Annotated in this window: 20 protein-coding genes and 2 riboswitches; of the genes, 17 read left to right on the top strand and 3 right to left on the bottom strand. The window is 29.6% G+C overall.

Annotation, left to right across the window (positions count from 1 at the left end; genetic code table 11):
• The first annotated feature begins 40 nt into the window (after nt 1–40).
• The 8 genes from TEGL_RS14960 (at nt 41) to sstT (ending at nt 11,384) form a co-directional block, all read left to right on the top strand.
• Nucleotides 41–1,423 carry a sigma-54 interaction domain-containing protein gene (locus tag TEGL_RS14960; RefSeq protein WP_018589878.1) on the top strand — a complete coding sequence of 461 codons (1,383 nt, stop codon included), beginning with the start codon at nt 41–43 and terminating at the stop codon, nt 1,421–1,423.
• Between the two features lie 282 nt (nt 1,424–1,705).
• Entirely contained in the window at nt 1,706–2,467 is a 762-nt protein-coding gene (locus tag TEGL_RS14955) for an isochorismatase family protein (protein WP_033316361.1), read from the top strand.
• 107 nt (nt 2,468–2,574) lie between these two features.
• Complete coding sequence (gene hydA, locus TEGL_RS14950; RefSeq protein WP_018589876.1) at nt 2,575–3,966, top strand: dihydropyrimidinase; 1,392 nt, start codon at nt 2,575–2,577, stop codon at nt 3,964–3,966.
• Between the two features lie 219 nt (nt 3,967–4,185).
• A riboswitch (purine riboswitch) is annotated at nt 4,186–4,286 on the top strand.
• Between the two features lie 83 nt (nt 4,287–4,369).
• Complete coding sequence (locus TEGL_RS14945) at nt 4,370–5,701, top strand: NCS2 family permease (protein ID WP_018589875.1); 1,332 nt, start codon at nt 4,370–4,372, stop codon at nt 5,699–5,701.
• A 21-nt stretch (nt 5,702–5,722) separates the two neighbouring features.
• Nucleotides 5,723–7,087, top strand: coding sequence for an amidohydrolase (locus TEGL_RS14940; protein WP_018589874.1), 1,365 nt, complete (start codon nt 5,723–5,725; stop codon nt 7,085–7,087).
• A gap of 319 nt (nt 7,088–7,406) precedes the next feature.
• Nucleotides 7,407–8,669, top strand: a complete 1,263-nt coding sequence (gene codB, locus TEGL_RS14935; RefSeq protein ID WP_018589873.1) for a cytosine permease — start codon at nt 7,407–7,409, stop codon at nt 8,667–8,669.
• Nucleotides 8,670–8,699: 30 nt separating this feature from the next.
• The gene (gene codA, locus TEGL_RS14930; RefSeq protein ID WP_018589872.1) at nt 8,700–9,962 is read left to right on the top strand and encodes a cytosine deaminase; all 1,263 of its coding nucleotides are present in this window, start codon (nt 8,700–8,702) and stop codon (nt 9,960–9,962) included.
• A 189-nt stretch (nt 9,963–10,151) separates the two neighbouring features.
• On the top strand, nt 10,152–11,384 hold the full coding sequence (gene sstT / locus TEGL_RS14925) for a serine/threonine transporter SstT (protein ID WP_018589871.1): 1,233 nt from the start codon (nt 10,152–10,154) through the stop codon (nt 11,382–11,384).
• Between the two features lie 75 nt (nt 11,385–11,459).
• Here the strand turns inward: sstT and TEGL_RS14920 are convergent, their stop codons facing one another.
• Together TEGL_RS14920 and ychF are read right to left on the bottom strand one after the other, a co-directional pair.
• Nucleotides 11,460–11,939, bottom strand: coding sequence for a pyridoxamine 5'-phosphate oxidase family protein (locus TEGL_RS14920; protein WP_018589870.1), 480 nt, complete (start codon nt 11,937–11,939; stop codon nt 11,460–11,462).
• A gap of 173 nt (nt 11,940–12,112) precedes the next feature.
• Nucleotides 12,113–13,210 (bottom strand): redox-regulated ATPase YchF, encoded by a 1,098-nt coding sequence (ychF, locus tag TEGL_RS14915; protein WP_018589869.1) that lies wholly within the window; start codon nt 13,208–13,210, stop codon nt 12,113–12,115.
• A gap of 359 nt (nt 13,211–13,569) precedes the next feature.
• On the opposite strand from ychF, the gene yfmF reads away from it, so the two are divergent.
• From yfmF to TEGL_RS14880, 7 genes are all read left to right on the top strand, one after another.
• Nucleotides 13,570–14,844 (top strand): EF-P 5-aminopentanol modification-associated protein YfmF, encoded by a 1,275-nt coding sequence (gene yfmF / locus TEGL_RS14910; RefSeq protein ID WP_018589868.1) that lies wholly within the window; start codon nt 13,570–13,572, stop codon nt 14,842–14,844.
• A gap of 2 nt (nt 14,845–14,846) precedes the next feature.
• Nucleotides 14,847–16,133, top strand: coding sequence for an EF-P 5-aminopentanol modification-associated protein YfmH (gene yfmH / locus TEGL_RS14905; RefSeq protein WP_018589867.1), 1,287 nt, complete (start codon nt 14,847–14,849; stop codon nt 16,131–16,133).
• 220 nt (nt 16,134–16,353) lie between these two features.
• Nucleotides 16,354–17,136 (top strand): tyrosine-protein phosphatase, encoded by a 783-nt coding sequence (locus TEGL_RS14900; protein ID WP_018589866.1) that lies wholly within the window; start codon nt 16,354–16,356, stop codon nt 17,134–17,136.
• 11 nt (nt 17,137–17,147) lie between these two features.
• Nucleotides 17,148–17,876: a prolipoprotein diacylglyceryl transferase gene (lgt, locus tag TEGL_RS14895; protein WP_018589865.1), complete on the top strand. Its 729-nt coding sequence runs from the start codon at nt 17,148–17,150 to the stop codon at nt 17,874–17,876.
• A gap of 33 nt (nt 17,877–17,909) precedes the next feature.
• Entirely contained in the window at nt 17,910–18,848 is a 939-nt protein-coding gene (rsmH, locus tag TEGL_RS14890; protein ID WP_018589864.1) for a 16S rRNA (cytosine(1402)-N(4))-methyltransferase RsmH, read from the top strand.
• Between the two features lie 62 nt (nt 18,849–18,910).
• Nucleotides 18,911–19,011, top strand: a riboswitch (SAM riboswitch).
• A gap of 134 nt (nt 19,012–19,145) precedes the next feature.
• On the top strand, nt 19,146–20,435 hold the full coding sequence (locus TEGL_RS14885; protein ID WP_018589863.1) for an O-acetylhomoserine aminocarboxypropyltransferase/cysteine synthase family protein: 1,290 nt from the start codon (nt 19,146–19,148) through the stop codon (nt 20,433–20,435).
• Between the two features lie 125 nt (nt 20,436–20,560).
• Nucleotides 20,561–21,913: an MATE family efflux transporter gene (locus TEGL_RS14880; RefSeq protein ID WP_018589862.1), complete on the top strand. Its 1,353-nt coding sequence runs from the start codon at nt 20,561–20,563 to the stop codon at nt 21,911–21,913.
• Between the two features lie 59 nt (nt 21,914–21,972).
• Here the strand turns inward: TEGL_RS14880 and TEGL_RS14875 are convergent, their stop codons facing one another.
• Nucleotides 21,973–22,407, bottom strand: a complete 435-nt coding sequence (locus tag TEGL_RS14875; RefSeq protein WP_018589861.1) for a hypothetical protein — start codon at nt 22,405–22,407, stop codon at nt 21,973–21,975.
• Nucleotides 22,408–22,706: 299 nt separating this feature from the next.
• Between TEGL_RS14875 and TEGL_RS14870 the strand changes: the two genes are divergently transcribed.
• Entirely contained in the window at nt 22,707–23,054 is a 348-nt protein-coding gene (locus tag TEGL_RS14870) for a hypothetical protein (protein ID WP_018589860.1), read from the top strand.
• 15 nt (nt 23,055–23,069) lie between these two features.
• Nucleotides 23,070–25,049: a stage V sporulation protein D gene (locus tag TEGL_RS14865; protein WP_018589859.1), complete on the top strand. Its 1,980-nt coding sequence runs from the start codon at nt 23,070–23,072 to the stop codon at nt 25,047–25,049.
• Nucleotides 25,050–25,073: the final 24 nt, after the last annotated feature.

The raw sequence follows: 25,073 nt of genomic DNA, 5'->3' as shown, positions 1-25,073 counted from the left end.
TGTAAATTGAAGGAGGAAATTCTAAAAAAGGGGTGGGATTTTGTTAACAAGCTTTTATAAAAATGCTCTAGATTCATCTTTTGACGGAATTTTAATTACAGATAGAAGTGGAAATATTATTTATGTAAATTCACAATATGAAAAAATTACAGGATTAAAGAAAAAAGACATTATAGACAAAAATTTAGCAACTCTTTTAGAAAATGGAATTATAAACAAGGCTATATCTTTGGAAGTTTTGAAAAAGGGCAAATCTGTTTCTACTACACATTCATATGTTACAGGTAAATCTGCATTTAGTTCAGCACAGCCTATTTTTGATAACAATCATAATATAATCGGTGTCATTAATAATACTAGGAATATTGAAGAATTATTAAAGCTTAAGTCAGAAATTAAACAGCATGTTGCTAATCAAGAAAAAGTTAATCAAGAAATGAAACATTTAAAAAAGCTAATCAACAAAAATGAAGAATTTATATTTGAAAGTAAGGCAATGAAGGAGACTGCTAAGTTAGCCAGTAAGGTAGCAAATTTTGATTCTACAGTTATGATATATGGCGAATCAGGAACAGGGAAAGAGGTCGTTAGTAAATATATTCATGGATTAAGTGGAAGAAAAAATAATATCTTTATTAAAGTTAACTGTGCAGCTATACCAAAGGAATTATTTGAATCAGAATTATTTGGATATGAAAAAGGAGCATTTACGGGAGCATCAAACAATGGAAAAATAGGATTTTTTGAACTTGCAAATGGAGGAACATTATTTTTAGATGAAATAGGAGAATTACAGTTATCGGTGCAGTCAAAATTATTACGTGCAATTCAAGAAAAAGAAATTACAAGAGTAGGTGGGAAGGAACGCAAAAAACTTGATATAAGAGTAATAGCAGCTACTAATAGAAACTTAGAAAAAGAAGTTAAAGATGGTAATTTTAGAGAAGATCTTTTTTTTAGACTTAATGTTTTTCCAATCACCATACCACCTCTTAGAGAAAGACCAGATGATATACCTGTATTTATTGATTTCTTTATAAATAAACTAAATAATAAATATAAAGTAAATAAGATTATATCAAAAGAAGCTCTGAATTATCTTATAAGATATAATTATCCTGGAAATGTTAGAGAACTTGAAAATATGGTGGAGTATTTATTTGTAATAAATGAAAAAAACATAGAGGTAGATTCCATTCCAGGTAAAATTTTATCACAAATAATGATTTCTAATTATAAAGGTGGTAAAAGTGAAGGTAAAAAAGAAAAGTTAAATTATCTTATAAATCTATATGAAAAAACAATTATAGAAGATACAATTAAAAAATATCACACCTTAGAACAGGCATCAGAAGTTTTAGGAATACATTACTCAACTCTTTCACGAAAAATGAATAAGTATAATTTGAAATTTACAGATTAAAAATAAAAATTAATAAAATCATTACTATATTAAAAACATTTTGAGATAAATCTATTCTTTATTTGTAAAAATGCAAAAAAGCAATACACTTTGCATTTTTAAAAAGACTGTATATAAGCGGTATCTAATAAATTTGAATATATTTTTTGCGAAAATGCAAATAACGTGTTAATCAAATGATGACAAATGGCTAAATACTCAGGTTTATAGACTGTTAAATTTTGGCATGAACTTTGCTATATATAAAGGCAAAGGGAAGAGGTCCCTTAATAAATAATAAAAATGTTGAAGGGAGATTTACTTATGGCAGAAAATAAAGATTACAAATTTGTTGACCAATATCAATTTGACGAGGAATTATTAAGAAAGGCATTTGCAGAAGCAAGAGAGATTTATAAAGAAAGAGGATTTATGAGAGAAATGGGATTTGGTAAAGCTCCAGCTATAACAACTGTAGATATGGCTAAGGCTTGGATGAGTGAGGGACATCCGTTTACATGTGACCACTCTGAAGAAGTTTGTGCAGAAGCACTTAAGGTTTTAGAAGCTGGAAGAAAATCAGGAGTACCTATATTCCATACTACAACGGGTTACATAGGAGAAAGACAATGGGATTTACCAAGATGGGATGAAAAAATACCTATGAGCGCTCTTGACATAAACACTGACTGGTTAGAAATAGATCCTAAATTAAAGCCAAGACCTGAAGAGCCAGTTATTCATAAAAAGTATGCATCTAACTTCTTTGGAACTCATTTAGCTCAAACACTTAATTATTTAGGTGTAGACACTCTTATAGTAATGGGAGCTACTTCTTGTGCATGTGTCAGACATACCGTAATGGATTCTACTGGATATGGATTTAAAACTATAGTACCTAGAGGAACAGTTGGAGATAGAGTACCTGGTGTTATAGAGTGGAACTTATTCGATATGGAAGCCAAATTCTGTGATGTTGTTTCAGTAGAAGAAGTTGTTAAATATTTAGAAGGAATAGACTCAAGTGTTTATAGAACTCCAGAAAGAAAATTAGATAACAAATAATATTCGAATATAGAACATACTTAAAATTTTATAATAAAGTATTTACTTAATAGAAATAGGGAGCACATTATAACGGGTGCTCCCTATTTTTGAAAAGGAGGATATTTATGGGAAAGATTATTAAAAATGGTACTATAATATCTGCAAATGATGAATTTGTAGGTGATATACTGATTGAAGGGGAACAAATTGTTCAAATTGGAGTGGATTTATGTGAAGATGGACACGATATTATAAATGCTACTGGAAAATATGTATTTCCTGGTGGGGTAGATGAGCATGTTCATATGGGATCTTTTGCTACGCTTTCCTTTGAAACATCTCATGCTGCTTTAGTTGGTGGAACTACTACAATTGTTGATTTTGCACCACAGATCAAAGGAAAAGGAATAATAGAGTCTGTTAAAATACAAAATGACGAATTTGCAAAGGATAAATCATCATCTGACTATTCATTCCATGGTATGGTTATGGATACTAGTGAAAGTTTGCTTGATGAAATACCTAAAATGGTTGATGCAGGAATTACTACGCTCAAATTTTTTATGGCATATAAATATACACCTTTTATGGTTCCAGATGATCTTATATTTAAAGGAATGCAACTTGCTAAAAAATATGGAATTACAATAATGGTCCATGCAGAAAATGGTGACATGGTGTATACTCTTCAGAATCAATTACTTGCAGAAGGTAAAACTGAACCTGTATATCATGCTTATTCTAGGCCTCCTGTAGTTGAAGATGAAGCTACTCAAAGGGCAATTTATTTAGCTGAACTTGCTGGATGTCCGTTATTTGTAGTTCACGTTTCTTCGAAGGGAGCTATGGAACATATAAAAGCTGCTCATGAAAGAGGTCTTCCTATATATGGAGAAACATGTACACATTATCTTACATTAAACCAATCTTTCTTAGAAAAACCAAATTTTGAAGGTGCAAAATATGTTTGTTCACCAGCGCTTAGAACAGATGAACATTTAGAGGCAATGTGGGATGCAATAAAAAATAATTATTTACTTTCAGTAGGATCAGACCATGCTGCAGTGGCAGGTGGATTTGATAAGAAAAAAGATGGACTTAATAATTTTGCTAAAATTCCTAATGGTTGCCCAAGTGTTCAGGACAGATTAGCTATGCTTTGGTCACAAGGTGTGGAAAAAGGAAAAATATCTAAACAAAGATTTGTTGAAGTATTTGCAACTACTCCAGCAAAAGTTGTTGGTCTATATCCGCAAAAAGGTGCTATACTCCCAGGTTCAGATGCAGACATTGTAATATATGACCCTACTTTTAGAGGAACTATAACACATGCAGATAGTTATGAAGGAACAGACTATGCAGCTTTTGAGGGATTTGAAAAAATAGGTATAGCCGATAAAGTATTTTTACGTGGAGAAATTGTGGCTGAAAGAGGAAAATTTGTTGGAGAAAAAGGAAAAGGAAAATATGTAATACCAAAACCATATGCACTTTGCTATGATGAATTAAAAAAATAAGAATAGTTGAATTGATTATTTTTATATTCTTTATCTTTAAAATTCAATTATTTTTAAACATAGAAAGAAGCTGTATTTGAAAATTGAAAACAGCTTCTTTTTTAATAAAACAACGTATTATCTTAATTGGTGAATAAAGGAAATGTTCGATAAAATATAATATTTCAACAAAATAATACAAAAAGTATTGAAAAATATGAATAAAATATGTATAATTTTAAAAAAACAGATATTAATATTCGTATATAATGGTAATATGGTCCATAAGTTTCTACGAACTCACCGTAAATGAGATCACTATGAATAGCTACAGAATCTTAAGGATGAAATTCTAAAAAGATATATGTTCTATTCATATAGAATATATATCTTTTTTTATTTTGATACATCTTTAGGAGGAAATATGGAAGCGCAAAGACAACAAGAAGTAAATAGTTCAGAGACATTTTTAGATAAGGTATTTAAATATAGTGAACGTGGTTCAAACGTGAAAACAGAAGTAATCGGTGGTATTACAACATTTTTAACAATGGCATATATTGTATTTGTTAATCCTGCTATATTAGCAGATGCAGGAATGGACAAAGCAGCACTTATAACAGTTACTATTTTAGCTACTGCCATTGGTACATTAACATTTGCATTTTTAGGTAATGCACCTTTTGCTCTTGCGCCAGGTATGGGATTAAATGCATTTTTTACTTATTCTTTAGTTTTAGGAGAAGGTGTATCTTGGCAACAAGCTTTAGGAGTTGTATTCATTTCGGGGATGATATTCTTCATTTTAGCAGTAACAGGAGTTCGTAACTATATAGCACAAGCAATACCAAAAGAACTTAGTATAGCTTCGGCAGCAGGTATAGGCTTATTCTTATCATTTGTAGGTTTAAAAAGTATGGGTGTAATAGTGGCAGACCAATCAACACTTGTAGCTCTAGGTGAATTTACACCCACTGTTTTAATAGCTTTACTTGGACTTGCTTTAATGTTTATATTTGAAGTGAAAAAAGTAAAGGGTGGTATTTTAATAAGTATCGTTATAACTACAGTTATATCAATAGCTACAGGGTATGTTGAATTACCAAGTGCCATAATATCAGTTCCACCAAGTATAGAACCGGTAGCATTTAAATTAGATATATTAGGAGCTCTTAAGTTTTCATTAATAGGACCAATATTCTCATTTATGTTTATAGATATGTTTGATTCATTAGCGTTTTTAATAAGCTGCTGCAAGCAAATGGGGCTTGAAGGTAAAGATGGAAATATAAATGGTTTGTCAAGAATGTTGTATGCAGATGTTACCTCTACATTAATAGGTTCATTACTTGGAACGAGTACAGTTACTACTTTTGGAGAATCAGCAGCAGGTATAGCAGCAGGTGCTAGAACAGGTCTTGCCTCAGTAGTTACGGCAGGATTATTCTTAATAACATTATTGTTTACTCCGCTTTTAGGAGCAGTTCCTTCATATGCTGCAGCACCAGCATTAGTAATGGTTGGAGTATTCATGTTTACAAGTATAAAACAAGTAAATTTTGATGATCGTAAAATAGCTGTATCAGCATTTATAACAATATTATTAATGCCTTTAACTTACAGTATATCTATAGGTTTATGTTTTGGATTTATTTCATATATATTAATGCATGTAGTTTCAAAGGAAGCACATAAGGTAAGTTTAACACTTTGGATAATAGGTATTTTATCAGTAATAAATTTAGCGCTTAGTTAGGATATTTAAGGGAGATATAAAATGAGACAATTATTTATAAAAAATTGCTTTTTAATAACAATGAATGAAGAAAAAGAAGTATATGAAAATGGTAGTATACTTATAGAAAATAATATAATAAAAGCTGTAGGTCATGTGGATGAAAACTTAATTGATGAAGATGCTGAAATTTATGATGCAAAGGGCAAAATATTAATGCCAGGTTTCGTAAATACTCATGTACATTTATCACAACAATTGGGTAGAGGTATAGCAGATGACGTAACTCTTCTTACTTGGTTAAGAGAAAGAATCTGGCCATATGAAAGTAGTTTTGATTACGATGATTCATTAATTTCTTCTACAGCATGTTGTGTAGAATTAATAAAATCTGGTGTTACTACATTTTTAGAAGCTGGTGGACAGTATGTGGATGCCATGGTAGAAGCAGTAGATAAAACAGGAATAAGAGCTTGTCTTACAAAGTCAGTTATGGATAATGGTGAAGGATTACCAAAGGCTTGGGATAAAACTTGTGAAGAAGAATTGGATACTCAAATAGAACTATTTGAAAAGTATAATAATACATGTGATGAAAGAGTTAAAATATGGTTTGGATTAAGAACTATATTTAATAACTCTGATGAATTAATAGTAAGAACAAAAGAATTGGCAGATAAATATAAGACAGGAATTCATATGCATATAGCAGAGATTGCAGATGAAATAGATTTTGCAAAAACAAGAAAAGGACTTGGAACAGTTGAACATTTAAATGAATTAGGTATCCTTGGACCAAACTTATTAGCAGTACACACTGTATGGTTAAATAATAGAGAATTAGATTTATTTAGGTTAAATGATGTCAAAGTTTCTCACAATCCAGCAGCAGCTATGAAAGTTGTTCTTGGGTTTGCATCCATACCAGAAATGTTACACAAAGGCATTCCAGTATCAATAGGTACAGATGGTGCTCCTTCAAATAACAGAATGGATATGATGAGGGATATGTATTTAACTTCTTTAATTCATAAGGGAAGAACTTTAAATCCAGAAGTAGTATATGCAGAACAAATCTTAGAAATGGCTACTTTAAATGGAGCTAAATGTGCACTTTTGGAAGATATAATAGGAAGTTTAGAAGTAGGAAAGAAAGCTGATATGATAATATTAAATGGGAATGACATCCACTCACTACCAATGCATAACCCAATAGGGAATATAGTATATTCGATGAGTAGTCAAAATGTTGAATCAACTATATGTAACGGTAAATGGCTAATGAAAGAAAGAGAAATAGTTGTTTTAGATGAAGCTGAGTTATTAGAAAAAGTTAAAGTGCAAGCAGAAAAGATTAGGAAAAAATCTGGGATAAAATTAGAGTCTAAGTTTAAATTTGTTAAATAAATATACTTAATAAAAAAGCGTATATTGATTCAATATTCATATGCTTTTTATTATTAATAATTAAATGAAAAGTTATTTACAAATTTCGACAACTATGATAAATTATATATAACAAAAAAATTGTATAGTACCTTTAATTCAGTTCAGAGAAACTGGCAAGGTTTTCGGAAGAAAATTATAAAAGATAGTAATTTGGCATATTATATTTAAATTTAATTTTGAGTAGTTAAATGTATATAAATATATTGTTACAATTCGAAGCTCCTTGTAAATGCAAGGAGCTTTTCTTTTTAGGTACTAAAAAGAAAGGTAGAAAATCATGAACAATAAACAACATCAAGATCAGGACTATTCATTAGAAGTTATACCACAAGGAGCAAAAAAAGGATTCTTTTCAATGTTAGTGGTAATGCTAGGATTTGCATTTTTTTCAGCAAGTATGTTAGCAGGAGGGAACATAGGAACAAACCTCAATATGGGGGATTTTATAAAAGCTGTAATATTGGGAAATATTTTACTATGTATATACACAGGTCTTTTAGCTTATATAGCAGGAGATACAGGACTATCAACTCACTTACTTGCAAGATATTCATTTGGAGAAAAGGGTTCATACCTTTTATCATTTTTAGTTTCAGTAACTCAAGTAGGTTGGTTTGGAGTAGGGGTTGCAATGTTTGCAATACCGGTTTCTAAAGTAACAGGAATAAACTTATGGACCTTAATTATAGTGTCAGGATTATTAATGACGGCAACAGCTTATTTTGGTATGAAGTCACTTACAATACTAAGTATGATAGCAGTACCAGCAATAGCTATACTTGGAAGCATATCTGCAGGAAAAGCAATAACAGATGTTGGAGGCATAGCAGGATTATTATCAATAGAATCAAGTGGAACTATGACAATGAGTGCAGCCCTAGCAGCAGTTGTTGGAACATTTATAAGTGGCGGAACTTTGACACCAGACTTTACAAGATTTTCAAAAGATAAAAAAATAGCAGTATCAACTACTGTGATTGCATTTTTAATCGGTAATTCATTGATGTTGGCTTTTGGGGCAATAGGGGCTATGGCAACTGGTCAAGCTGATATATCAGAAGTTATGTTTACACAAGGCTTAATAATACCAGCAATAATAATATTAGGACTTAACATATGGACAACAAATGATAATGCACTATACGGCTCGGGTCTAGGGTTTGCTAACATAACTAAGCAACCTAAAAGTAGAATGGTTATAGTAAATGGTGCCATTGGAACGCTTTTAGCAATGATTCTTTATAATAACTTTATGACCTGGCTAAATATGTTAAACTCATTCATACCAGCAACGGGAGCAGTATTAATTGCAGATTATTTTATAATAAACAAAGGAAAATATACAGAATTTAAAAATACTAAATTTAAAGCAGTAAACATAAATGCAGTTATTGCCTGGATAACAGGTGTAATAGGAGCTTATACAATACCTGGAATAACACCAGTAAATTCAGTTTTAACAGCAATAGTATCATATGTTGTATTAACAAAATTAACTAATCAAAAAGAAGTTGAAAAAGAAGAAAAAATAGCAGCATAATAATAGTGAGTATCTTAGGAGGATAAGAAAATGTTAATAAAAAGAGCAAGATTAAGAAATAATGACAATTTAGTAGATATATTAATTGAAAATGGAGTAATAACTAAAATAGGAGAAAATATAGAAGCATCAAATGAAGAAATAGTAGATGCAAATGGATTTTTAGTTGTACCGCCATTTATAGAACCACATATTCACCTAGATACAACACTAACAGCAGGTGAACCTAAGTGGAATGAAAGTGGAACTTTATTTGAAGGAATAGAACGTTGGTCAGAAAGGAAAAAATTTTTAAGCATAGGAGATGTGAAAACTAGAGCAAGAAAGGCCATATCTTGGCAAGTTGCCAATGGAATCCAATATATAAGAACCCATGTAGACACTACAGATCCAAATCTTACGGCAATGAAAGCTATGATAGAACTTAGAGAAGAGTTAAAAGATTATGTAACATTACAAATAGTAGCCTTCCCACAAGAAGGAATATTATCTTACCCAAATGGTTTAGAATTATTAGAAGAGTCATTAAAGCTTGGTGCAGATGTAATAGGAGCCATACCACACTTTGAGTTTACAAGAGAATACGGAGTAGAAAGTATAAATAAAATGATGGAGCTTGCTAAAAAATATGATGTTTTAGTAGATGTTCATTGTGATGAAATAGATGATGAGCAATCTAGATTTATAGAAGTACTTGCAACTAGAGCTTATGAGTACAATATGGGTCATAAAGTAACAGCAAGTCATACAACAGCCATGCATTCATATAATGGAGCTTACACATACAAATTATTTAGATTATTAAAAATGAGTGGAATAAACTTTGTAGCAAACCCTTTAGTAAATATACATCTTCAAGGTAGATTTGATACTTATCCAAAAAGAAGAGGCATAACAAGAGTTAAGGAAATGGTAGAATCAGGAATAAATGTATGTTTTGGACATGATGATATAATGGATCCCTGGAATCCGCTAGGCACGGGAAATATGTTACAAGTACTTCATATGGGACTTCATGTATGTCAAATGATGGGATATAGTGAGATAAATGAATCAATAGATTTAATAACAGACAATTCAGCAAGAACTTTAAATATAAGTGACAAATATGGAATAGAAGTTGGTAAGCCAGGAAATATGATTCTTCTTCCAGCTGAGAATGGATACGATGCAATAAGAAGACAGGTACCTGTTTATTGTTCAATCAGAGAAGGCAAAATAATAGCTAATACAACTTTAAGCCAAACCACTGTTGATTTTGGAGATAAAGAGATAATTGATTTTAAAAGATAATTTGAAAGCGTATCGACGTAATCATCGATATGCTTTTTTTATTATGAATTTATAGTAAATTAATAATTATTTTTCTGATTATTATGATAATTTTGTCAATAAATAGGAAAAATATAGCAATTTAATTGAAGGCAATATTAAAAAGTGCTAATATTTGTTTATATTAAAATTTTTTAGGGGGATTCATATATGAAGGAATTAGTAAAAAGGTGGAATGATATTAGTTTAGTAAAGCGAATCATTGTGGGATTAATAATTGGTATAACTTTAGCAGTTACAGTGCCAACTCAATTAGCTCCAATTGCAATTTTAGGGTCATTATTTGTAGGTGCGTTAAAAGCTGTAGCACCAATTTTAGTTTTCTTTTTAGTTATGGCTGCAATATGTCAACATAAAGAAGGTCAAAAAACAAATATGAAATCAATAATAATTTTATATCTTTTAGGAACTTTATTAGCTGGTGTAGTGGCGGTTATAGCAAGTTTTATTTTTCCGATAACATTAACACTTGCAGCAGGTGCAGAAGGAGTGACTCCTCCAGGTGGAGTAGGGGAAGTATTAAAAGCTTTATTAATGAATGTGGTAGATAACCCTGTAAATGCTTTAGCAAAGGCAAATTATATAGGTATACTAACTTGGGCTTTAGTATTAGGTCTTGCTTTAAAAAATTCTAAAGAATCTACAAAACAAATAATAGTAAATATTTCAGATGCTATATCTCAAGTAGTAAGATGGGTAATTAGCTTAGCTCCATTTGGTATAATGGGACTAGTATTTGATACGATTTCAACATCAGGAATAAAATCTTTATTAAGTTATGGTCAATTAATAATATTACTAGTTGGATGTATGGCATTTGTGGCATTGGTTGTAAACCCTGCAATAACATTTATAGGAACTCGTAAAAATCCATATCCATTAGTATTAAAATGTTTAAAAGACAGTGGATTAACAGCATTTTTTACAAGAAGTTCAGCTGCGAATATACCAGTAAATATGGGACTTTGTAAAGAATTAGGACTAGATAAAGATACATATTCAATGTCGATACCTTTAGGAGCAACTATAAACATGGGTGGTGCAGCAATAACAATATCAATTCTTGCTTTAGCTGCTGCGAATACATTGGGGATAAAAGTTGATATAGGAACAGCAATAATATTATCAGTATTATCAGCTGTATCTGCTTGTGGAGCATCAGGAGTAGCTGGAGGATCTTTACTTTTAGTACCACTTGCGTGTTCGCTATTTGGTATACCAAATGAAATAGCAATGCAAGTAGTTGGGGTAGGTTTTATAGTTGGAGTTATTCAAGACTCTTGTGAAACCGCGCTAAACTCTTCAACAGATGTATTGTATACTGCAGTTGCAGAACTTTCAAAAAGACGTAAGGATAAAAAAGAAAGAGAAAATATAGCTTAGTAAAATTTATAATAAATATAAAAGGTGTAGTATGATATAATTTATTTTATTCACACTACACCCTTTTAATTTAGTTTATCTAGTACATATTTTTGCAGAAAGATTTGTGCATGTAATCTTTAGCAAGAAAATTTTATTTAAAGCTTCATTTTTAAACTCATTATTATTATCTTTAGAAGTATAATGTTCTGTTATTTTATTTAGACCATGGATTTTATCATAAATATTATGTACAAATTCAACTTTACCTGGAGACATTATACTAAAGTATTCAAAATCAAACTCACAAGGAGTATCATCGTCGATAATATTTTTCTTATTATCAATTTCTATGAATACATTTTGGTTTTCCTCTAAAATATCAAGTTTTTTACCGCTGGTGGAACAGTGACAGTAGAGAATAAGTTCTCCTCCGTCCTTAAAAACATAACCATAATTCAAAGGAACTAAATAAGGTACATTATCTTTACACATGGCAACTCTAACGACTTGACATTTAGAAACAATCGTTTTGATTGTATTAATATCCTTAATAGTTCTATCTTTTCTTCTCAAAATCCCCATCCCCTTAGAATATAATTTATAATTGTAATAATTATAGCACTATTATATGTAAAAAAATGTATTTGAAAAATATACAGAATATTAAAATTTTTATTTATATAAAGAAAATAAAAAGCCAATAAAGATCTTTATCTATAATTGGCTTAATTATTTTTATATTAAGTTTATACGTTGAATCTCCAGTTAACTACGTCACCATCTTGCATTACGTATTCTTTACCTTCAAGTCTAACTTTACCTTTTTCTCTAGCATTAGCTATAGAGCCGCATTCAATTAAATCTTTATAGTTTACTATTTCACCTCTGATGAATCCTTTTTCCATATCAGAGTGGATTTTACCAGCAGCTTGCGGAGCTTTAGTTCCTATTGTTATAGTCCAAGCTCTGACTTCTTGAACACCAGCAGTTAAGTAAGACATAAGTCCAAGTAAAGAGTAAGAAGATTTTATTAACTTATCAAGACCTGATTGTTCAAGTCCTAAAGATTCTAAGAATTCTTGTTTCTCTTCTTCAGATTCTAATTCTGCTATTTCTGCTTCTATTTGAGCACAAACAACAACAACTTCAGCATTTTCATCAGTAGCAAATTCTCTAACTTTATGAACATATTCATTATTTTCGCCTTCATCAGCTAAATCATCTTCACAAACATTTGTAGCATATATTACTGGTTTAGAAGTTAATAAATTTAAAGTTTCAACAAATTCTTTTTGATCGTCGTTTAAATCCATAGTTCTAACTGATTTATTTTCTTCTAGAACAGCTAATATTTCTTTTAAGAATTCTACTTCAGCAGCGATAGATTTATCAGCTTTAGCAGCTTTACCACTTTTTAATATTCTTCTTTCTAATATTTCTATATCAGAGAATATTAATTCTAAGTTTATAGTTTCTATATCTCTAAGTGGATCAACACTTCCATCAACGTGAACAACGTTTGGATCATCAAAACATCTAACAACGTGAACTATAGCATCAACTTCTCTTATATGAGATAAGAATTTATTTCCTAAACCTTCACCTTTTGAAGCCCCTCTAACTAAACCTGCAATATCACAGAATTCTATAGCTGTTGGAACAACTTTTTTACAATCATACATTTCTCTAAGTACTTCTAATCTTTCATCTGGAACAGAAACAACACCAACGTTTGGTTCTATTGTACAGAAAGGGTAGTTTGCAGATTCAGCTCCTGCTTGAGTTATAGCATTAAATAATGTACTTTTACCAACATTTGGTAACCCTACTATACCTAATTTCATATTAATAATCTTCCTTTCTTATATGAATTTACATATTTGTCAATTTTATTTATACATAAATTATAAACACTTCTTAGTATTTTCTAGACATACATATTGATTATACATCATAATCTTAATATGTGTAAACACGTTTGAAATAAGTTATTATTTGTAAAATACATTATTTTTGTAAGAATTTATATTATTAATAGGATTTTAACTTGAAATTTGGCATATCCTAATAAAAATGTGTAAACAAAATAAAAATAAGTATTTTAGAAAATAATAAAAGATATATAATTAAGTAAAAGGAAAAATTTTGAATATATAAATCATTTATTGTATATACAAGTGAGTACTCATAAGAGGAGGTAAAAATGAAAAATAATAAAACAATAAATCTAGGTAAAGGAATTAACTTAACTTTAATACCAGAAGAAAAATTTAAAACTAATTTAGTAAGTATCTATATTCAAAGATTATTAAATAGAGATGAAGTAACGATGAATGCCCTACTTCCTTCTATAATAAAAAGTGGTAGTGAAAAATACCCAAGTGCTAGAGAAATGTCCAAACATCAAGATGACTTATACGGAGTTTCAATAGGAGCTGATAGCAGCAAAAGAGGAGAAACTCAAGTAATAACTTTTAAAATTATTAGTACAGATGAAAAGTACTTAGACGAGAAAATATTTAAACCTGTTGTGGAATTTTTAGATGAAGTAGTTAATCATCCATTAGTTATAGGTGGTGGATTTAAAGAAGAATATGTAAAAATAGAAAAAGAAAACCTTAAAAATAGAATAGAGTCAATTATAAATGATAAAGGTAGATATGCTATTGAGCGTGCACGTGAAGAAATGTTTAAAGGTGAAAGATATGGAATTAGTGATTTAGGTTATATAGAAGATATAGATAAAATAACTGCCAAAGGACTCTATGAACACTATATGGAAATTATGAGAACTTCTCCTATAGATATAGTTGTAGAGGGCAATTTCAATGAAGATGAAATAGTAAAAATAATATCGAATGGATTTAACTTTCATAGAGAAAATATAGTAGAAATACCTAGAGCAGATTTTAATAAGGACGTGGATGAAGTAAATGTAATAAATGAATATATGGACATAACTCAAGGAAAACTTGTTATGGGATTTAGATGTAATATTGACTACAAAGACGAATATAAATACTATTCTTTATTTGTAGGTTCTAATGTTCTTGGTGGAGGACCTCATTCAAAGTTATTTGTAAATGTTAGAGAAAAAGAAAGTTTATGCTATTATATTTATTCTTCACTAGAAAAATATAAAACATCCATGTTTATAGCTTCTGGAATAGAAAGTGAAAACTACGATAAAACAATTAAGCTAATCAAAGAACAACTAGAATGTTTAAAAGAAGGGCAAATTTCTAAGGAAGAATTATTAAATAGTAAAAGTGCTTTAATAAGTTCATTAAAAACAATAAAAGACTCTATTGGAGGAGCATCAGATTTTTATTTCTCTCAAAGTATGGGTCAAACAAATACAACTGTGGAAAAAATTATAGAAATTATAGAAAAGGTTACAGTGGAAGATATAGTTGATGCATTTAAAAATATTCAGTTAGATACTATATACTTTCTAAGTAACAATAAGGAGGCATAAAAATGGAAAAAATAGTTAACGAATTATTAAAAGAAGAATTATATTATGAAAAATTAGAAAATGGTTTAGATGTTTATTTTATGCCTAAAAAAGGGTTTACTAAAAAATATGCTGTTCTTGCAACTAATTATGGTTCAAATGATTTAGAATTTATTCCTATAAATGAAAAAGGTAAAATGCTTGTAAATGCCGGTATTGCCCATTTTTTAGAACATAAAATGTTTGAACAACCGGATGGAGGAAATGCATTTGATAAGTTTTCAAAATATGGAGCAAATGCCAATGCCTTTACTAATTTTACTATGACAGCGTATTTGTTTTCTGCTACAGAATATTTTTATGAATGCTTAGAACATTTAATAGACTATGTTCAAACACCGTACTTTACAGATGAGAATGTGGAAAAAGAAAAAGGGATAATAGAACAAGAAATAAAAATGTATAATGATGATCCAGAGTGGAATGTATTTTTTAATGCTCTTAAAGCAATGTATGTAAATCACCCGACTAGAATAGATATTGCAGGTACTGTGGATAGTATATATAAGATAACTAAAGAAGAATTATATAAATGCTATAATACATTTTATAATCCAGGAAATATGATTTTATTTGTGGTAGGTGATTTGGATAAAAAAGAAGTGTTTGAACATGTAAAAAAAGCTAATCATAAAGATATACAAAAACTTCAAGAAGAAATTGTGAGATTTTATCCAAAAGAGCCTAAGGAAGTCAACCAAAAAGAGGTTGTAGAAAAATTCCCTATATCTATGCCAATGTTTTCAATTTGCTTTAAAGATGATAAAGTAGGAATGAAGGGTGAAGAATTATTAAGATATGAGGTAATGACAGATATCATTACAGATATGTTATTCAAAAAAGGTAGCGCTATATACGAAAATTTATATATGCAAGGGCTTATAACTCCAAACTTTGGTGCGGGATTCTCTTCACAGGTAGATTATGCATATACATCTATAGGAGGCGAATCAAAAGATCCTCATAAAGTAAAAAAAATTATAATGTCTTATATTGAAAAATTTAAATTAGAAGGTTTAGATAAAGAAAGTTTTGAAAGAACAAAGAAAAAAAATATAGGTAACTTTATTAAATATTTTGATTCGGTTACTTTTATTGCTAATAATTTTATAACTTACAAATTTAAAGGTATAAATTTACTAGACTATGTGGAAGTAATGAAGGAAGTCACATTTGAAGAGGTAAGTGAAAGACTAAATGATCATTTTAAAGAAGAGAATTGTGTTATATCTATTGCAGAACCTAGATAATACTTATATAAAAATAAAAATGTAATAAAATAAAGGATAATTAGTCAATTTTAATTAAAGAGATAATTTTAGTTAAAATTGACGATAAGTATCCTTTTTTTCATTGTAAAATATTTATTAATTAATTATAATTAAGGCATTCTATTTTTTTATTATTAAGAAACTGATATAATAAAAAATGAAAAGGATAAATGTTTAGGGTAGAAGGAGGCTATGTTTTATGATTGATATACATTGCCACATTTTGCCTGAAGTAGATGATGGTTCTAGAAGTTTGAATGAGTCTATAGAAATGGCTCTGATAGCTAGAGAACAAGGTATAAAAAAAATTGTTAATACATCACATTATCATCCAGATTTCAGGTATAAAAAGGGCGAAGAACTATTAAAAGAGCTAAAAGATTTTAATAATGTTTTAAGAGAAAATATGATAGATATTGAAGTGCTAATTGGGAATGAAATTTACTATACTAATGATTTAATAAAACAAATTGATGAATTAGATTTTTATACTTTAAATAATAGTAGATACATACTTATCGAACTTCCTCCTACAAATTTTCCAAATGATTTATGTAATATAGTATATGAATTAAAAGAAAAAAACTACATACCAGTTTTTGCACATGTGGAAAGATATAGGGAAGTTCAAGAGAATCCGGAGTTAATATATGAGGTTATCGAAGCTGGAGCTATAATACAAATAAACTCTCATAGTATTTTAGGTAAGAGTGGAAAAGAATTACAACGAACTTGTAATACATTAATAAGCAGAAATATGGTTCATATTGTAGGAACAGATGCTCATCGTAGCAAAAGAAGAACACCAATATTTTTAGATGCATACAAATATGTATTCGAAAAATATTCAAAAGAAATGGCAGATAATTTATTTATAAAAAATAATAATGCGATAATAAATAATGAAGATTTATTTGTGTCAAAACCTTACAAAGAAGAAGTAAAGAAAAAAGGATTTTTTAAAAGATTATTTAAATTATAAGAGGTGAAATAATGGATAGAGTGGCATTCACAATATTTGGTTTAGATGTAATGTGGTATGGCGTATTAATGGCACTAGCTATGATAATATGCGTATTTATAGCGCTAAAAGAAGGAAAAAGAGTGAATATAAGTGAAGATGATTTGCTAAATTTAGCTATAATAGCAATACCTTGTGGTTTAATTGGCGCTAGACTTTATTACGTTGTTTTTAATTGGTCTTGGTATTCTAATAATCTATCTGAAATACTAAATTTCAGAGGTGGAGGTATGGCTATACATGGAGCTTTAATTGGTGGTATATTGGCTGGATTCATATATACTAAAATTAAAAAAATTAATTTCTTTAAGATGGCTGATACTGTAATGATTGGTATACCTTTAGGTCAAGCCATAGGAAGATGGGGAAATTTTATAAATGGAGAAGCACATGGAGGACCAACGTCCTTACCTTGGGGAATAATTGTTGATGGCATTAGAGTCCATCCGACGTTTTTATATGAATCTATCTGGGATTTAGGTATATTCATATTTTTGTGGTGTTTTAGAAAGAAGAAAAAATATGAAGGTCAATTAGCTATATTTTATTTAATTTTATATTCAATAGGAAGATTTTTCATAGAGGGACTTAGAACAGATTCTCTTATGATTGGTCCACTTAGAATGGCTCAAGTAATAAGTTTAGTAACTATTATAGTTTGTGTGATTTTACATAAAATATTATCAAAAAAGAAAAAATAGAGGCTAACTAGTAACTCTTAAGGAGAAGAAAAAATGGAATTTAATCATGTGTCTGTACTACTAGATGAATGTATTGAAAATTTAGACATAAAAGAAGATGGAGTATATGTGGACTGTACTATGGGTGGTGCAGGTCATTCAAAAGAAATAGTAAAGAGATTATCTGATAAAGGTTTATTTATTGGATTTGATCAAGATAAAAATGCCATAGCAACGGCAAAAGAAAGGTTAGCTGAGTATTCAGATAGAGTAAAATTTGTACACAGCAATTTTGAAAATATTAAATCAGAATTAGAAAAAATAGGTGTTTATAAAATAGATGGAGTACTTGCAGACCTAGGAGTGTCTTCTCATCAACTTGATGAAGCTGATAGAGGGTTTTCTTATATGCATGATGCACCACTAGATATGAGAATGGATGTAAGAAAAGATTTTTCTGCATATGATGTGGTAAACACTTACAGTGAAGAACAATTAGCTAAGATAATCAGAGATTATGGTGAAGATAATTGGTCAAAGAGAATTGCTAAATTTATAGTAGAAGAAAGAGAAGCAAATGGTCCAATTGAAAAAACTGGTGAGCTTGTTGATGTTATAAAAAAAGCAATACCTAAAAAAGCTAGAATAGATGGACCACATCCAGCAAAGAGAACTTTCCAAGCTATAAGAATTGAAGTAAATAATGAACTTGGCGTAATAAATAAAATGATTGAAGATGCTGTTTCTATGATGAATAAAGGTGGAAGAGTTTGTATAATTACATTCCATTCATTAGAAGATAGAATAGTAAAAAATGAATTCAAAGATTTAGCTTTAAGTTGCGTTTGTCCACCAGAACTTCCAATTTGTCAATGTGACAAAAAATCAGAAGTTAAGATTATAACAAGAAAACCAATAATTCCTAGCGATGAAGAAATTGAAAGAAATCCAAGGTCGAGAAGTGCAAAACTTAGAGTAGCTCAAAAAAAATAATTTTATTGTTGCATATGAATAAAAACATGTATACAATTAACTTATTAAATTAATAGTAAAAAATCTTATCAAGAGTGATGGAGGGAATAGGCCCGAAGAAGTCCAGCAACCTATATTAGATAGGTGCTAAATCCTACTTATGGAAACATAAGAAAGATAAGAGGTAAATCTTAGATTATTAAGGTTCTTTTATCTTTAAGATAAAAGAACCTTTTTTATTTAATTAGATGTAACTTGTAAGGTTTTTTATATATTGTTTAATATTATTTATATTAAATAACAAGGGGGATACAAATTATGAGTAAAAGAAAGTTAGGTTTTTCAACATTACAAGTTCATGGGGGACAACAACCAGATTCGACAACAGGAGCTAGAGCAGTCCCAATTTATCAGACAACATCTTATTGTTTTGAGAGTGTGAATCATGGGGCAGATTTATTTGCATTAAAAACAGAGGGACATATTTATTCAAGAATATCAAATCCAACGGTTGCAGTATTTCAGGAAAGAATGGCTTTACTTGAAGGTGGAGTAGGAGCTGTAGCCTTTGCTTCTGGAATGGGGGCTATTAATGCTGCTATATTAAATATACTTCAAGCTGGTGATGAAATAGTTGCTGCACCAACAATATATGGTGGAACATTCAATTTACTAGCAAATATGTTACCTAAATTAGGGATTAAAACTCATTTTGTAAATCCTGATAATCCAGAAAGTTTTAGAGCTTCAATAAATGATAAAACAAGATTAGTTTATGCAGAAACTATAGGAAACCCAGGAATAAATATTATTGATATAGAAAAAATTGCAGAAATAGCTCATGAGTCTAAAGTTCCATTTATGCTGGATAATACTTTTGGAACACCTTACTTAATAAAAGTATTTGATTATGGTGTTGATATTGTTGTTCATTCAGCTACAAAATTTATAGGAGGACATGGAACAACTTTAGGTGGAGTGGTAGTTGATAGTGGAAATTTTGACTGGATAAAAAGTGGAAAATTCCCATGTTTAACAGAACCAGATTTATCTTATAATGGTTTAAATTATGCTAAAGATTGTGGGAAATTAGCTTATACTACAAAGCTTCTAGCTCAATATCTAAGAGATACAGGAGCTTGTCTAAGTGCACAAAGTGCATTCCAATTATTGTTAGGACTTGAAACCTTATCTTTAAGAGTTGAAAGACATGTGGAGAATACTAAGAAAATCACAGAATTTTTAAATGATCATCCTGAAGTTGCATGGGTAAACTATCCAGGTTTAAAAGAAAATAAGTATTACAAATTAGGTCAAAAGTATTTACCTAAAGGGCCGGGTTCAATATTTACTTTTGGGATAAAAGGAGGATTAGAAGCTGGAATTAAATTTATAGAATCTCTTCAAGTTTTTTCTCATCTTGCTAATGTGGCAGATGCTAAATCACTTGTAATTCATCCAGCTAGTACAACTCATGCTCAACTAAATAAAAAAGAACAAGAATTGGCAGGTGTTACTCCAGATATGATAAGAGTTTCTGTAGGAATTGAAGATGTAAATGATTTAATCTGGGATTTAAATCAAGCTTTAGAAAAAGCATCAAAATAGAAAATAAAAAGGAAGATGATAAATATTATCTTTCTTTTTTATAGTGTAAAATTATTATTTTAAAATTCTGAATATAAATTAAATATCTGTTATAATTATTGGTGAATGTTATAAGGGGGGATTAGATGGAAATTACTCCAAAGACGCGGGAATATTTATTTTCAGATAAAAATTTATATAAACTTATTTTTCCCTTAATAATAGAGCAATTTTTACTAGTAACGGTAGGTTTAGTTGACTCAATAATGATTGCTAGTATAGGGGAAGCTGCAGTATCTGCTGTATCTTTAGTAGATAGTATAAATATCCTTATAATAAATATATTTACAGCTCTTGCTACAGGAGGTGCAGTTGTAGCAGGACAATATTTAGGACAGAAAAATGAAAACAATGCATGTAATAGTGCTGATCAACTCATTCTTTTTCTTTTTTTAAGTTCTATTACTACTATGATAATTGGGTATTTATGCAAGTATTTTATTCTTAATACAGTTTTTGGGAATATAGAACAAGATGTTTTGGGATATTCTAATACTTACCTAACTATAGTATTCATGTCAATTCCTTTCATAGCAATATACAATGGTGGTGCAGCTTTATTTCGATCTATGGGAAATTCAAAAATTACAATGAAAATATCAATTATGATGAATCTAATAAACTTAATAGGAAACTATTTTCTAATTTATGTTTTTAAGATGGGAATTGCAGGTGCAGCCGTACCCACAGTTTTTTCTAGGGTTGTAGCGGCTGTAGTAATTTTTATATTAATAAAAAATGATAATTTGCAAATTCACTTATCAAAAAAAATATGTATGAAATTTGATAGGATATTAATCAAGAAAATACTTCATATTGGCATTCCAAATGGTTTGGAAAATGGAATGTTTCAACTTGGAAAAATCATTGTATTAAATTTAATTGCAACCTTTGGAACATCAGCTATTGCAGCAAATGCTGTAGCAAATGCTGTTGGGCTTTTTCAAATAATACCTGGTATGGCAATTAGTCAGGCCACTCTTTCTGTAACATCTCAATGTATAGGTGCAGGAGATTACGATCAAACAAAATATTATACAAGAAAATTAGTTAAGATAAGTACTTTATGCATATCTCTAGCCGTGATACTTACTTTTATAAGCATGCCATTAATTTTAAGTGCATATAATTTATCTGATTATACAGCAACAATTTCAAAAGATATTATTTTATATAATGGAAGCGTATCAATTATAATATGGACAATTTCTTTTGTTCTTCCAAATACCCTTCGTGCAGCAAATGATGTTAAATTCTGTATGACAGTATCCATTTTATCCATGTGGATTTTTAGAATTGGCTTTAGTTATGTACTAGGAATATATATGAATATGGGAGTTTTTGGTGTATGGGTAGCCATGAGTATAGATTGGATATTTAGAGTGGTGTGTTTTATTACTAGATATAAGGGAAATAAGTGGAAATTACATGAAATATAAAAAGCTCATTAATTAATGAGCTTTTTTAGAGAATAGAAATTCATAATTTATTACTTTTATTATAAAAGATATACCGAATTAAATGGAACTTCTTTATTATTTACTTTTAACATTATTGTATCGAAAAATATATTTTTACCTTTTGATGAAGTTGAACCTTTTTCTTTTATAACATATAGTTTGTTTATTTCTTCTGAAGAGAAAGTAGTATTACAATTTATTATAAGCATTTTATCTTTAAGTTCTAATCCTACATCGATATATTCATTTTTGATACCTTTAAAAAATATATAACGATTATTTTTTGTTGTTATCTGATAAACTCCTTCCTCTAAATTACTGTCATATATTACGTCCAATATCTCATTATTATTCAATGAACTTATATCTATGGAAGATAGGGAAATAGGGATATCCTCATTTGAATTTTTATTACAACCATAAAAAATAATAGCGGTGTATATTAGTATGATCAATAATAATATCTTTTTCATATATTCCTCCTTTTATTAAATTTTTCGCAGGTTTTAATTATTTTATCAACAAAAACTATTATTTTTAAAGAAATATTAATTTAAGTATAAATTAAATTATTAAAAATATAAAGAAAATGAACATATTTAATTCTATTTAATATTTCAAAAAACTAAAAGAAAGTATAAATTTTTTAAAAAAATGTTCTACATATAAAAATTCATAATATTTTATGTATGAATTTTTGTATAAGTCATTAAAGGAAGAAAGGTACAAAAAAACTAAATATGTATATACCACAGAAGACGGAGGTGATTTTTTGAACAAAAAGGAAAGAGTAAAGAACATAAATGAATATAGAAAGAGAAAAAAGAATAGATATAGAAAGAGAAAAATAAAAAGAGTAATTAAACCTATTTTATTTGCATTTCCTGTGGTATCAATAATCATCATAAATTTATGTGGTAATGCTATAGTATCCAACTATAAGTATGAAATTAACACCTTGAAAAAGCAGTTAAGAAAAGAAGAAATAGTTTTAGATGGATTAAAAATGGATAGCCTAGAAAATTCCAGCATTACTAATATAGAGAAAAATGCAAAAGAAAAGTTAAATATGAATTACCCTAATGAAAGTCAAATGAGATATATTGACTTAAAGGACTAGAAAGGGAGGTTGTTAATGAAGATAAAAATAAACAGTAGGAAAAGGTTAGTCATAGTAATGATATTGGCTTGTTCATTATTTTTATCATTAGTATTTAGAATAGGATACTTACAATTGATTAAAGGGGAATGGCTTAGTACAAAAGCATCAGAACAGCAAACAAGAGAGATTCCTATAGAAGCTAAAAGGGGAGCAATATATGATACAAATATGAAAGAATTAGCAGTGAGTGTTACAAAATATACAGTGTGGTGCAAGCCAGTTGAAGTAAAAGATGCAAAGAAAACCTCTGAAGAGCTGGCAAAAATATTGGATGAAAAATATGATGATGTATACAAAAGTGTTAATAAGAAAAACATGGCTTTAGTTAAAGTGAAAAGATGGATAGATGATGACACGGCGGATAAAATTACTAAAGCAAGATTATCTGGTATATGGGTGGCTGAAGACAATCAAAGATATTATCCATATGGAAACTTTGCGTCTTATGTACTTGGGCACACATCTGCAGATTCATCAGGTGTAGCAGGAATAGAGTTAAAATATGATAATGTTCTTAAAGGAACTGCAGGAAAGTTAATTGTTAGTACTGATGCAGCAGGGAAAGAAATACCCCAAGGTTCTGAACAATATTATGAGCCAACAACAGGAAATGGATTAGTATTAACTGTAGATGAAGTAATACAACATTATTGTGAAAAGGCGGCCCAAAAGGCTTATGAAGAAAACAATGCAAGTAAAGTAACTATAATTGCCATGGATCCTAAAACAGGAGATGTAAAGGCAATGGTAAAAAAACCAGACTATGATCCAAATACTCCTACAAAAGCGATTTATCCTGCTTATGAAGAGCTGTTAGAAGAATGTAAAAATGATAATGAAAAAATAAAAGCATATTCAACTATGTGGAGAAACACAGCTGTAAGTGATACATATGAGCCAGGCTCAACATTTAAACTTGTAACATCTTCGGCAGGTCTAGAAGAAGGTGTTGTTAAGCAAGATGATAAATTTACTTGTAGCGGAAGTGTCATGGTTGAAGGGAAAAAAATAAAATGTTGGAGGTCTTATAGACCTCATGGTTCAGAAACATTCAAACAAGGCGTTCAAAACTCTTGTAACCCAGTTTTTGTTGAAGTAGGTAGAAGACTTGGTGTTTCAAAAATGTATAATTACATAGACGCTTTTGGTTTAAATAAAAAAACAGGAATAGATTTACCAGGTGAAGCAGGAAGTATAATGTACAATGAAAAGGATGTTGGACCTGTTGAACTAGCAACAATATCCTTTGGTCAATCCATATCTGTAACACCTATGCAGCTTATCACAGCAGTATGTTCCATAGTAAATGACGGAAATAGGATGGAACCAAGGTTAGTAAAGGCATATACTGATAATAAAGGAAATATAACTAAAGAAGTAGATCCAGTACAAGTAAAACAAGTTATCTCAAAAGAAACATCTGCACAAATGAGAGAAATAATGGAATCTGTTGTAACAGAAGGTGGGGGTAAAATAGCTTACTTACCAGGATATAGATTAGGTGGAAAAACAGGAACTGCACAAAAGGTTATAGATGGATCTTACGCTCAAGGACATTATGTGTGTTCTTTTATTGGTATGGCACCAGCTGACGATCCAAAAATTGTAGTCCTTGCTATAGTTGATGAGCCTACAGGCGTTATGCAATTTGGTTCAACAACAGCTGGACCAATTATAAAAGAAGTAATGAGTAATACATTGAAATATCTAGGTGTAGAACCGGAATATACAGAAGAAGAAAAAGCTGAAAATGTGAAAAGTAAAGTAAAAGTGCCTGATGTTAGAGGTCTAAGTATAGAAGATGCTACAAAAGTTTTAGAGGAGTCTAAATTAGAAGCGAATATTGATAATGATGTAGATATTAAGGAAGGAACTATTATTAAAGATATGTTCCCAAAACCTGGAGTTAGCGTAAATGAAGGTTCTCTGATATCCATTTATTTTGATAATTAATATTACAGAAACTTATAAATATCT

Origin of the sequence: Terrisporobacter glycolicus ATCC 14880 = DSM 1288 (genome assembly GCF_036812735.1) — a bacterium.
Classification (GTDB): domain Bacteria; phylum Bacillota; class Clostridia; order Peptostreptococcales; family Peptostreptococcaceae; genus Terrisporobacter; species Terrisporobacter glycolicus.
The sequence above is the reverse complement of the archived record's forward strand: the minus strand, read 5'-3'. Positions and strand labels throughout refer to the sequence as shown.